Source organism: Neorhizobium sp. SHOUNA12A (assembly GCF_023006505.1).
Classification (GTDB): domain Bacteria; phylum Pseudomonadota; class Alphaproteobacteria; order Rhizobiales; family Rhizobiaceae; genus Neorhizobium.
Genome location: NZ_JALBGV010000072.1, coordinates 1 through 11,949 on the forward strand (window position 1 = coordinate 1; position 11,949 = coordinate 11,949).

Genomic DNA, 11,949 nt, shown 5'->3' on the forward strand with positions numbered 1-11,949 from the left:
CAGCACGCCCGGCACACCGCCGAGCAGGATGCCACGGCCGCCATGGGCCTTCTGCAGTGCGGTGGCGCCCGCCTGGATTGCCAGACGTCCGGCGACTTCCGACATCGGGGCCAAGAGCGGCAGCCCGCCGCGGTCGTCGGTAACGGTCTCGTAGGCGATGGCGGTGACGCCGGACGCGAGCAGACCCTTGGTCTGTTCCGGATCGGGCGCGAGATGAAGGTAGGTATAGAGAAGCTGGCCGTCGCGGAGCTGCGCCCATTCGGAGGGCTGCGGTTCCTTGACCTTGACGACCATGTCGGATTTTTCGAAGATTTCCTTGGCCGAACCGACGATCCTCGCCCCGGCTGCCACATAGGCGCCGTCATCCGCGCCGATGCCGGCGCCGGCCTTCGTTTCGATCAGCACCTCGTGCCCGTGGGCCACATATTCACGTACCGCGCCGGGCGTCAGCCCCACGCGGTATTCATGGTTTTTGATTTCCTTCGGGCATCCGACACGCATGCAGCGTTCCTCTCAAGTTGTGGCTTTCGCCGATTGATGTTCCCGTCGGAAACCTAACCAGAGAATCGTGCGAATGTCCTTGCGAAGACGAATTGCGAAACCTCGTATTTTCGCAGATAATTGCGTTGAACGGGATTATTTCGAAGGATTCACCAATGAGCGCCATGGATGCCATTGATCTTGCGATTATGCGGACCCTTCAGCAGGAGGGCCGGATTTCCAATGCGGAGCTTGCCGAGCGGGTCGGGCTGTCCCCGTCCGCCTGTTCGCGGCGGCTCGACATCCTTGAGAAAAGCGGCACGATCAGCGGTTATCACGCCCGCCTTTCCAACAAGGCGCTCGACTACAAGATGATGGTGATCGTCCACATCTCGCTGTCCGGCCAATTCGCCAAGACGCTCACCGAATTCGAGGCGGCAGTGAAACTCTGCCCCAACGTTCTGGTCTGTTACCTGATGTCCGGCGAATACGACTACATCCTGCGGGTCGCAGCCAAGGATCTGGAGGATTACGAACGCATCCATCGAGACTGGCTGTCGGCGCTGCCGCATGTGGTGAAGATCAATTCGAGCTTTGCGCTGCGCGAAATCATCGACAGGCCGAATGTAGGACTGTGATTGGAATCACTCGACTTTTACGGATCGTCCTAAAGGGATTTCAAGGCAATGCATGTATCTTCCGCGCCTTAAGGAACAACGAGGGATGAGACCATGATCAACGGACGAATGAAGACCCGCAGCGCGGAGCGCAAGAAGACCCGCATTCTGGGTACGGTCAAATATTTCAATCAAGCCGTCGAAGGCCGCGTCACAAATCTCTCGGCGACCGGCATGGCGCTTGATCTCGGGGGTCGCGTTTTCCATGCCGCGGACGGCAGTCAGGTCCGGGTCGAGAGCCAGGAATTCGGTATCCTGGAAGGCACCGTCAAGTGGCGCCGCAGCGGCCGGCTCGGCGTGCAGTTCAGCATCAACAGCAATGCGGTGGCACAGGTCTCATCCTATTTCCGGTTCTTCCACAAGGATGCGCCGGCCTCCCGCTGAATCGGTCGGTGCATCCCCGCCGCCATCCAATTTTCAACACATTCACGATCCCTCGAATCACCACGCATAAACAGCGACAATGTAAAGGCCACGGATGCCGGAAATATCCAGCCGAAATGAGCATTTACCAAATATTTACTACTTGCCGTTGAGTTGATAAATGATAAAGTCCTAATTTATCCGGAGCATTAAAACCAAAGCCCGCCCTCGTTGAGAGTAGGCGGCTGTTCAAGTGTCCCAGTTTTTCCCGCCTGCATTGAGCGCCTAGTCACAGCGTGCAGGCAAAACCAAGGATGCTTCGATGGTTGCTGTTCCTTTTGCCTCGCCCTCAACGACATCGCGGGTTGCACGTATGCGGGCTACCCTCGTTACATGGCTGGCAGCTGGTCTTCTGGCGCTGGGGGGCCTTCTGGCGGTGTCGAACGGCTTCTTCCTTGCTACCTATACTTTGAGTGCGGCGACGATCCTTCTGGCGCTCGCTGCGGCCGTCTTCGCAGCGTCCATCTGGGCCAAACGAAGGATACGGCGCGATATCGATGCCAAACTCGGCCGGCTCGAAAGATTCATGCAGACATTCGGACAGACGCAGGGCACCTTGCGCGGTCTCGACGGCAGGATCGTGCTCTGGGGGATCGGCGCAGAACGGCTTTACGGCTATTGCGAAGAAGAAGCCCTGGGGAAAAATGGGTTCGACCTTCTCCACACCCGTTTCCCCATCCCGTTCGAGGAAATCAATGCGATCCTCGCGCGCGACGGCGAGTGGCAGGGTGAACTCACGCGTCGCCACAAGGATGGCAGAGAGATCCACATCATCGGCAAATGGTCGCTGATCCGCGGCGAAGCCGGGGAGCCGGAAGTTGCGATTGAAGTCAGCAGCGACATCACCTCCATCAAGCTCGCCCAAAGGCAGCTCCATCAGACCAACGCCCTGCTCCGCGCCATCCTGGAGACCGCGCCGGGGCTGATCTACGCCAAGGACCTGCAGGGCCGCATCATCCTGGCGAATGTCTCGACGCTCGACCTGATCGGCAAGCCTTGGCCCGAAGTCGAAGGACGCACGGACCTGGAATTTCTGGACAGCAAAGGCCAGGCCGAAGCGGTGATGGTCAACGACCGTCGGATCATGGATCAGGCGAGGACCGAAGAATTCGAAGAGGTCATCAGCTGCGAGGGCCGCCACCCACGGGTCTGGTCGTCGACCAAAGCTCCGTTGCGTGATGCCGATGGCAAAGTCATCGGCCTGGTCGGCGTCTCGGTCGAAATCACCGAGAGGAAACGGATCGAGGAGCGGCTGCAACTCATGGTCAACGAGTTGAACCACCGCGTCAAAAACACGCTTGCGACCGTCCAGGCCATCGCCTCCCAGACCCTGCGGGGCGGCGATCCGATCGTGCGCCAGAACCTGGAGCGGCGCCTCATGGCGCTGGCGGCCGCACATGACGTGCTCACCCGCGAAAAATGGGAGGGGGCAAGTATCGACGATGTGGTCACCGGTGCACTGGCACCGTTTGGCGAGGGCGGCGACCATCGCTTCGCGGTCTCTGGCCCATCGCTCCGGCTGCTGCCGCGGGCCGCGCTCGCGCTTGCCATGGGTCTGCACGAACTGACGACCAATGCCCTGAAATACGGCGCGCTCTCGACGCTTAACGGTCAGGTCGCGATAAACTGGCAGATTGTCGAGGGTGCCAAACCTCTGCTGCGATTGACATGGATCGAAAGCGGCGGACCGCCTGTCGCCGTGCCGTCGAGACGAGGGTTCGGCGTCAGGCTGATCGAGCGCAGCCTTGCCCAGGATCTCGGCGGCAAGGCATCGGTGATATTCGATCAGCCTGCCGGGATCGTTGGGACGATCGAGGCGCCGCTCTGCGACGTTGTCGTCTCGGCCGAGGTGACGCCCTTCCTGCCAGTGGGTGCCCTGCAAGCGGGTGCAAGGTGAACGATGCCCAGATTTTTGTTGGAATTCGCGTCCTCATCATCGAGGACGAGGCACTTGTTTCGATGATGCTCGAAGAGTTCCTGGAGCAGATCGGCTGCAGGATGATGGGGACAGCCTCCCGGCTCGATGATGCGATTATCAAGGCCCGGTCGCTTCCGCTGGATATGGCCCTGCTCGATGTGAACCTCGCCGGCGAAGCCAGCTTTCCAGTTGCCGAAATCCTTACCGCGCGCGACATCCCCTTCATTTTCGTGACCGGATATGGACCGCTCGGCCTGCCTGCCGACATGCGCCATATCCCCGTCCTTCCCAAACCCTTCCAGATGGCCCAGCTCGTCGACGCGATGCGGATGGCGGCCTATTGACGCGTCGGGTTAGCACCTCTTCCTGACCGCCTCTAGGACAGAGCCCGCGATCATCACACCATCTCCTCCACCGCCTCAGAATCCGCTTGGAGATACAATCCTCGCGCGTCAATATGGCGCCGAATTGTCGCTCACCGGTCCGCTCCAAGGAGGCTGCCATGTCATCGCTTAACGATCTTCACCCGATCACCCGCCGCTCGCTGCTCGGAGGTTTTGCCGCCTCGTCGGCGCTTGTCATGCTGCACCCGTTTGCCGCGCGCGCTGCCGGCAATCAGGCGCATCTGCGGATCATGGAAACGACCGACATCCACGTCCACGTCTTCCCCTACGATTATTACGCCGACAAGCCGAACGACACGCTTGGCCTTGCCCGCACCGCCTCGATCATCGACGCAATCCGCGCCGAAGCGGGCAATTCCATGCTGATTGACAATGGCGACTTCCTGCAGGGCAACCCCATGGGCGACTACATGGCCTATGAGCGCGGCATGAAGGACGGCGACAAGCATCCGGTCATCAAGGCGATGAACGTGCTTGGCTATGACGCAGGCACGCTCGGCAACCACGAATTCAACTACGGTCTCGACTTTCTGTTCAAGGTGCTGGCGGGCTCCGGCTTCCCTTACGTCTGCGCCAACCTCACCAAGGGCATGCTCGCCTCCGACCCTAAAAAGGACGAGCTTTTCCTGAAGCCTTATGTGATCGTCGAGAAGAAGATCAAGGACGGCTCGGGCGCTGAAAGCCCGATCAAGGTCGGCTTCATCGGCTTCGTGCCGCCGCAGATCATGACCTGGGATGCGAAGAACCTCGAAGGCAAGGCACAGACCCGCGACATCATCGAAGCCGCCAAGGCCTGGGTGCCGGTCATGAAGGAAGAAGGCGCCGACGTCGTTATCGCGCTTTCCCATTCGGGTATAGACGGCGGGGGCCCGGGCGACCGTATGGAGAACGCGTCGCTCTATCTCGCCGGCGTTCCCGGCATCGACGCGATCTTCACCGGCCACCAGCATCTCGTTTTCCCGAACAGCAAGGATTTCGACGGGGTCAAGGGGGCCGATACCAAGAAGGGCACGCTGCAGGGCAAGCCCGCCGTCATGGGCGGTTTCTGGGGCTCGCATATGGGCCTGATCGACCTGCTCGTAGAAAAGGACGGCAAGGGTTGGAAAGTCGTGGACTTCACCTCCGAAGCCCGGCCGATCTACCACCGCGACGACGCCAAGAAGATCGTCGCCGACGTCAAGGACAAGCCGGAAATCATCGCGGCCGCCAAGGAGGAACATGAGGCGACGCTCGCCTATATCCGCCGCGCGGTCGGCAAGAGCTCGGCGCCGCTCTATTCCTATTTCGCGTTGGTCGCCGACGATCCGTCGGTGCAGATCGTCGCCAATGCGCAGACCTGGTACATCAAGGACATGCTGAAAGAGGGCCAGTACAAGGACATTCCCGTGCTCTCGGCCGCGGCACCCTTCAAGGCAGGCGGCCGCGGCGGTGCCGAGTATTTCACGGATGTCCCGGCAGGCGACATCGCCATCAAGAACGTCGCCGACCTCTATCTCTATCCGAATACCGTGCAGGCGGTGCTGATCACCGGAGCTCAGGTCAAGAACTGGCTCGAAATGTCGGCCGGGATGTTCAATCAGGTTGCGTCAGGCGCCAAGGACGCACCTCTCCTCAACAACGATTTCCCGTCCTACAATTACGACGTCATCGACGGCGTCACCTACCAGATCGACCTGTCGCAGCCGACCCGCTTCGACAAGGACGGCAAGCTCGTCAATGCCAACTCCAACCGCATCGTCGACCTCAAGTATAACGGCAAGCCGATCGATCCGGCCCAGAAATTCGTGGTGGCGACCAACAACTACCGCGCCGGCGGCGGCGGCAAGTTCCCGGAAATTGCCGGCGACAAGGTGATTTTCGTGGCCCCCGATACCAACCGCGACGTGATCGTCCGCTATATCGTCGAACAGGGCACGATCAACCCGTCCGCAGACGCCAACTGGTCGTTCAAGCCCCTGCCCGGCACAAGCGCGATCTTCGAGACCGGCCCCAAGGCCCGCCAGTTCGCTACCGCGGTCAAGGGTGCCAAGATCGAGGACGCCGGCGACGGCGAGAACGGTTTTGCCAAGTTCCGGCTCGTGCTGTAACGGCCAATATCACCTTTCGGCGACATTTGGACGGCAGCCTTGGCTGCCGTCTTTCTTTTCAACTGCATGAGGCAAGGCAATGCCAAAATTCTCCTTCCAGCAGGTCGACGTCTTCTCCAGCCAACCGATGCGCGGTAATCCGCTTGCTGTGGTGATCGGCGCCGATGGACTGAGCGACGCGCAGATGCAGTCCTTCGCCAACTGGACCAATCTCAGTGAAACGACATTCCTGCTCAAGCCGACCGATCCGAGGGCCAGCGACCGAGTGAGGATTTTCACACCGTCACAGGAACTGCCTTTCGCTGGTCATCCGACGCTTGGCAGTGCGCATGTCTGGCTCTCGCAGCAACGGACATCACTGACCGGCGACATCGTGCAGGAATGCGGCGCGGGCCTCGTCCGCATCCGCCGTGACGGCAACCGGCTTGCGTTTGCGGCGCCGCCGCTGATGCGCAGCGGCCCGGTGGATCCGGCGCTGGTGGAGCGGATCGCCAAGGCGCTCAGCCTGCCCACCAACCTGATCGAGGATTCCAACTGGTGCGAGAACGGCCCGGACTGGATCGGCGTCCGCCTGCCCTCGCGCGCCGATGTGCTGGCGGTCAAGCCGGACTATTCCGCTCTCGCCGGCAGCCGCGTCGGGCTCGTCGGGCGCTTCAATCCCGATCTTGACAGTAAGGACGCGCAATTCGAGGTGCGTGCCTTTACCCGCAACGGCTATGAGGATCCGGTCACCGGCAGTCTCAACGCCGGCCTTGCCCAATGGCTGATCGGATCCGGTGTCGCGCCGGAAAGCTACGTTGCGGCCCAGGGCACCGTGCTCGGTCGCGCCGGCCGGGTGTATGTCGACAAAGTCGGCGACGATATCTGGATCGGTGGAGACGTGGTCCCATGTATTCAGGGGACGCTGGAACTCTGAACCCATCGGAGATGCCATCGGCAGGGAAATTCCCGACCGATGGCTCACGATCGCGATTTGGACCGATACGGAATGGGCCGACCGACGGTTATGCCGCCGCTGCCCTGGCGAGATCGATCCGCGACAGCAGCAGCTTCAATTCAGCCGGCGGCTTCTGCTCGATGCGCCGGTATTCACGGCCGTCGCGGGTGCGCTGGACGAGACCGAAATCGAAGAGGTCGCGGCGCAACATCGCGGCATCGCCGAAGAGGTGCAGCGTGTTCAAGAGTTCGCTGATCTGACGTTCGGTGAACTCCCGGTCCGTCGGTATCTTCGACCACAGGAACCACAGGCAGAGTTCCTGCAGTCCGCGCTTGCCGGGCCAGCGCACCAGCCTGCCCTCTTCGTCGAAATGGCGCGCTGTCTTCAGCACCCGCGCCTCATCGGGCACCGGCATGTCGTCCAGCACCGGGCGCCACTCGGCGATGACGTCGGCTGTTTTGGCAACGGCGCGAAAATGCTGGTAGTTGCGGAAGCCCGCTGCGCGCGTCAGGAGATTGAGCATCTCCAGATGGCTCGGCTTGTGATCGAACCTGGCGATCCCGTCGCGGACGGATTTGGCGAAAGCCGACAGGTCGGCGATCTCCATGGGAAAGATGGATCTCGGCATGTCTTATCCTTAAACGTGCCATTCCCTAAAAATCAGGGTGTCGCTGGTCGCCGGCTTGTCGACTCTAGCACGGGACAAGTGCTGATCATCTTTGTCATGAGCAGGTTTAGCTTCCCTTTCGGGACGGCAACGCCTCGGTGAACTGCAGACCGTTGTACCGTTATAGCAGAGGTCGAAACGTCGTCAACTCGCAGCCGGTGACTGCCGATCGTTCTGCCGTTGTTGAGGGAATGCTTACCCTTCGCGGGCACAGCATTTGCTGGTAGAATCGATCCGAAATCGGCGGGAGGACGCACACGGATGCTCGAAAAGGCAAAGACCGTAGTAAGCTACGGAGACGAGCCAGGCCTGCGCTTCGTCCTTGTCCTCGACGGCCACGGCGGCTGCAGGACGATGAACATGTCCGAGGCCTGCAGCTGGAAGCCGGGCGACGGTATCGTCTGGATGCATTTCGAGCGCGATCACCCGGCGACCGCGGAATGGATAAATACCAATGGCGGCTTCGATCCGCTGGTGTCGGAGGCGCTTCTTGCGGAGGATTCCCGCCCGCGCGTCGAACCCGTGGGCGACGGACTGCTGATCATCCTACGGGGTGTCTGCGCCGCTCCGCCGGAAGAAGCAGAGAAAAACTCCGACGAGATCGATCTCGTGCCGCTGCATATCTGGGTAGACGAGCACCGGCTGGTGACATTGCGCGACAGCGGCCACTATATCACCGCGCTGCGCGATATCCGGCGGGCCCTCGATAACGGCAAGGGTCCCCGGCAGGCGGGAGAACTACTGGCGCTCGTCAGCGACAAGCTCGTCCGCGATCTGGAGCCGGTGCTCGACGACATGGACGAAGAGGTCGACGAACTCGACGAGCTGATTTTCAAGGGTGAAGCAAGCGAAGTCCGGCTGAGGCTCAAGCTGCTGCGCCGCCGTGCTGTACAGCTACGCCGCTATCTCGCACCGCAACGAGACGCGCTCAACAGGATCGAGCACGACGATGCGCCGTGGCTCAAGGAACGCGACAAACTCCGCTTTCGCGAGGTGATCGATAAGCTGATGCGGTTCATCGAGTATCTCGACGCGATCCGCGACCGCACCGGCATCCTTCATGACGACCTTTCGACGGTCATCGGCGAACGGATCGCCCGCAATTCCAACAGGCTTGCGGCCTTGGCTGCCCTTCTCCTGCCGCCGAGCGTCGTGGCGGGTCTCTTCGGCATGAATGTTGGTGGCATTCCCGGCGTTAACGACACCTGGGCTTTCCTGATCATCGTTGTGCTCGTCGTCGTTATTTCTGCGGGCACGCTGTGGATCCTCAAGCGCATCGACTGGCTTTGACCCCGCTTCGATGCGCCCCGGCCGGTAGAGCTGCGGCTATTCGGCGGCTTCAGGCATTCCTTCCCGAGGTTCGATGCCGAGCATCTGCTTGAAGTCGTCATGGCTCGGGCAGGTCGACAGCCGACGCTCCATGGCATCGACCAGCCACCGGCCTGCAGGCCCCAGAGGGTTTGCGGCCTTGCGCATGGCATAGAGCGGATATTGGCTTTGCTCATAGGCTTCGAGATCGAGCGCGACGAGAGTTCCGTCCATGATGTCCCTTCCGGCGACCGAAGCCGGCAAGCCGCCCCAGCCAAGACCACCCTTGATCAGCTGGTGCTTGGTGGCGATGTCGCTAACGCGCCATGTCTTGTAGGACAGGACATTGAAATCGCGGCCATTCGTCAGGCCGGACGTATCCGTGACGACCAGCTGGACTTCCTCGCGCACGTCCGCGAGCGTTAGGGGCCGACCGAACTTTGCAAGCGGATGTTCGGCAGCGGCGACCGGAATCATGAAGGAGTAGCCGATCTTTTCCATCACCACCGAATCCTCCTGCCGAAGGATCGATCCGCCTATGCCGACATCGGCCTTTCCGGATAGGACCATCTCCATGACCATGCCGAGTTCGCCAATATTGAGATTGAGCGCCACGCTCGGAAACCTCTCCCGGAACTCACGCAGCTCCGTCACAACGGCATCCGACGGTACCATCACGCTCAACGCCACCGACAGTTCTGCCTCCAGCCCCTGCTTGATGCTCTTGGCCCGGGCGCGCATCACCTGAAGGTCGGCGACGATGCGCCGGGCGTCAGTCAGCAGCGCCTTGCCCGCTTCGGTCAGCTTCGGCTGGCGGGCGCCGCTGCGCTCGAAAAGCGCCATTTCCAGCTGGGCTTCAAGATTGCCGATTGTATAGCTGACCACCGATTGCGCCCGGTTCAGCATCCGCGAAGCTGCGGAAAAACTGCCCGTTTCGGCAACCGCCAGAAACACCTGCAACTGATCGAGTGTGGGATTGGCATCCATGGTCGTCATCCAGATTTTCGATAGATAGCTTCGATATTATCTCAGTTTTATCGATGGGCGTCCACGCCTATCTATTCTCTCGAACACAGCGGATCCACCCGCTCCCCAATCCTTCTGCAGGCCCAAGACTGCAGATAAGATCTCCAGATAAGGAAAAGAAGCATGTCCTCGATCCTCCTCGTCACTTCCAGCCCGCGCGGCGACGACTCGCTCTCCAGCAAGGTCGCCCATGACCTCGCCAACGAACTGAGCGCCCGCGACAATGGCACGTCGGTCGTCCATCGCGATCTCGGTGCCAATCCGATCCCGCATCTCGACAGCGTCACCACGTCCGCCATCCGCAAGCCCGCAGCCGACCGCACCCCGGCAGAAGCTGCCGCCGCCGACTATTCCGACAAGCTGGTTGCCGAACTGATGGCTGCCGATACCGTGGTCATCGCCACCGGCCTCATCAACTTCAACATCTACTCGACGCTGAAGAGCTGGATCGACAACATCGCTCGCGCCGGCCAGACGTTCCGCTACACGGCCGAAGGCCCGGAAGGCCTCGCCAAGGGCAAGAAGATCTATATCGTGCTTGCATCCGGTGGCGTCTATTCCGAAGGCCCGGCCACCGGCATGAACCATGCCGTCCCGTACCTCACGACCATCCTCGGCTTCCTGGGTATGACGGATGTGGAAGTCATCTATGTCGAAGGCCTTGCCTTCGGCCCAGAGGCTGCTGAAAAGGCTATCGCCAGTGCCCAGCAGCGTAATCGGCAGCTCGCTCTCGCCGCTTAAGCCGTCCCTGCGCCTGACGGGACGAGCCTGCCAAGACGGCCGTGGACATTGTCCCGGCCGTCATTTTTTGCGCGATAGAGCCGCTCGTCGGCGCGTCCGAGCAGCGTATCGAGCGCATGTCCGTCCTCCGGGGCCGTCGCCACGCCGATCGAGACCGTCACGCATTGGCCGTCAGGGCGTATGACCGATCGGCAGATTGCAATGCGCAAGCGTTCTGCGATCGTCAGGGCGCCGTCGTGATCGGTATCGGGCAGGATCAGCACGAATTCCTCGCCCCCGAAACGGGAAAGATGGTCGCTCGGGCGTGAGCCTGCCTGCAGACAGAGCGCAATTTCCTTCAGCACCTCGTCACCCTTCAGATGGCCGAAGAGGTCGTTGACCTGTTTGAAATGATCCGCGTCGACGATGATCAGGCTGAGCCCTGTTCCGCGATCGAGGCAGCGGTGAATGAGTTTCGGAACATCTGCCTCCAGCCGGCCGCGATCGAAAAGACCGGTCAGCCCGTCGACGCCGCTCTTGGCAAGCAGGGCCTGGTAACGCTCGCGGAACGTCAGGTCGTTGAAGATATCGGTGATCTCGCGCGTCGATCTGGCGAGCCGCGGAATCTGCTCGATCTTGAGATAGACTGCAAAAAGCAGCGAATAGAGAACCACTGACAGCAGCTTGGCGTACCATCCGCCGAAGAAGACCGAAGGCGGCGCACCGAAGAGGATGTTCAGCGCCGCGTAAAAGCCGATCTGGTCGAAGGTCAGGATAGCTGCGCCGCTGATCGCGAAACGCAACACCACATTGCTGCGCAGCACCCGCCCCAGCCGCTCGTAGAGAAGGATGATGCCGATCGCGTCGACGTAGAGCAGCGCCGTGCCCCACACCATCAACCAGCCCATCTCGCTCAAGAACGCCAAGTCCGCGGCGCGGCCGCCCGGCAGCGCCACGACCTCATGCGCCTGTAGAATCTGGGCGATGCCGACGGTCAGGAGATTGCCGAGGAAAAGCCCGTAGATCGGCTGTCGGACGACTGCCGCATCCTCTTTCAGGTATAGGAGCAGGATCATCATCAGCTTGCCGGCAAAAAAGACCGATGAGCCGGGGGACACGGTGCCGAATGGAAGTTCGATGTAGAAGACCGCCGCCAGGTAGGTCTCCATGAAATGCATGACGCCGAGCGCCGCCAGAAATATGCCAAGGCCAAGATGGCGGCGGAAATGCAGGAAGGCGGTCATGACGGCGAAATAGATCACCGCTTCCAGAAGAAAGAGGGCGAGATTGAACACCTGCATT

General features: G+C 61.0%; 12 protein-coding genes. 8 read left to right on the plus strand and 4 right to left on the minus strand.

What is annotated here, in order from left to right; genetic code table 11:
• Nucleotides 1–501 (minus strand): alanine dehydrogenase (locus MOV63_RS24780; RefSeq protein ID WP_405029378.1); only part of this gene is annotated, 501 nt, incomplete at its 3' end.
• Nucleotides 502–656: 155 nt separating this feature from the next.
• On the opposite strand from MOV63_RS24780, the gene MOV63_RS24785 reads away from it, so the two are divergent.
• The 6 genes from MOV63_RS24785 to MOV63_RS24810 all read left to right on the plus strand — a co-directional run bounded on the left by MOV63_RS24785 (nt 657) and on the right by MOV63_RS24810 (nt 6,905).
• Nucleotides 657–1,118 (plus strand): Lrp/AsnC family transcriptional regulator, encoded by a 462-nt coding sequence (locus MOV63_RS24785; RefSeq protein WP_247037894.1) that lies wholly within the window; start codon nt 657–659, stop codon nt 1,116–1,118.
• Nucleotides 1,119–1,211: 93 nt separating this feature from the next.
• A complete protein-coding gene (locus MOV63_RS24790) occupies nt 1,212–1,541 on the plus strand; it encodes a PilZ domain-containing protein (protein ID WP_247037896.1) in 330 nt (109 codons plus the stop codon).
• Nucleotides 1,542–1,893: 352 nt separating this feature from the next.
• On the plus strand, nt 1,894–3,477 hold the full coding sequence (locus MOV63_RS24795) for a sensor histidine kinase (protein WP_247037898.1): 1,584 nt from the start codon (nt 1,894–1,896) through the stop codon (nt 3,475–3,477).
• Nucleotides 3,474–3,842: a response regulator gene (locus tag MOV63_RS24800; protein ID WP_038542293.1), complete on the plus strand. Its 369-nt coding sequence runs from the start codon at nt 3,474–3,476 to the stop codon at nt 3,840–3,842. The genes MOV63_RS24795 and MOV63_RS24800 overlap by 4 nt, the downstream gene beginning before the upstream one ends.
• 158 nt (nt 3,843–4,000) lie before the next feature.
• Nucleotides 4,001–5,989: a bifunctional 2',3'-cyclic-nucleotide 2'-phosphodiesterase/3'-nucleotidase gene (locus MOV63_RS24805; RefSeq protein WP_247037900.1), complete on the plus strand. Its 1,989-nt coding sequence runs from the start codon at nt 4,001–4,003 to the stop codon at nt 5,987–5,989.
• A gap of 79 nt (nt 5,990–6,068) precedes the next feature.
• Nucleotides 6,069–6,905, plus strand: a complete 837-nt coding sequence (locus MOV63_RS24810; RefSeq protein ID WP_247037902.1) for a PhzF family phenazine biosynthesis protein — start codon at nt 6,069–6,071, stop codon at nt 6,903–6,905.
• Between the two features lie 88 nt (nt 6,906–6,993).
• On the opposite strand, the gene MOV63_RS24815 is transcribed toward MOV63_RS24810, so the two are convergent.
• Nucleotides 6,994–7,554: a DUF2087 domain-containing protein gene (locus MOV63_RS24815; RefSeq protein WP_247037904.1), complete on the minus strand. Its 561-nt coding sequence runs from the start codon at nt 7,552–7,554 to the stop codon at nt 6,994–6,996.
• A gap of 300 nt (nt 7,555–7,854) precedes the next feature.
• Here MOV63_RS24815 and MOV63_RS24820 point away from each other — a divergent pair, with 300 nt between their 5' ends.
• The gene (locus MOV63_RS24820; RefSeq protein ID WP_247037906.1) at nt 7,855–8,883 is read left to right on the plus strand and encodes a CorA family divalent cation transporter; all 1,029 of its coding nucleotides are present in this window, start codon (nt 7,855–7,857) and stop codon (nt 8,881–8,883) included.
• Nucleotides 8,884–8,919: 36 nt separating this feature from the next.
• On the opposite strand, the gene MOV63_RS24825 is transcribed toward MOV63_RS24820, so the two are convergent.
• A complete protein-coding gene (locus MOV63_RS24825; RefSeq protein WP_247037929.1) occupies nt 8,920–9,888 on the minus strand; it encodes a LysR family transcriptional regulator in 969 nt (322 codons plus the stop codon).
• A 162-nt stretch (nt 9,889–10,050) separates the two neighbouring features.
• Between MOV63_RS24825 and MOV63_RS24830 the strand changes: the two genes are divergently transcribed.
• Nucleotides 10,051–10,668 carry an FMN-dependent NADH-azoreductase gene (locus MOV63_RS24830; protein WP_105401124.1) on the plus strand — a complete coding sequence of 206 codons (618 nt, stop codon included), beginning with the start codon at nt 10,051–10,053 and terminating at the stop codon, nt 10,666–10,668.
• On the opposite strand, the gene MOV63_RS24835 is transcribed toward MOV63_RS24830, so the two are convergent.
• On the minus strand, nt 10,665–11,948 hold the full coding sequence (locus MOV63_RS24835) for a diguanylate cyclase (RefSeq protein ID WP_247037908.1): 1,284 nt from the start codon (nt 11,946–11,948) through the stop codon (nt 10,665–10,667). The genes MOV63_RS24830 and MOV63_RS24835 overlap by 4 nt on opposite strands.
• Nucleotide 11,949: the final 1 nt, after the last annotated feature.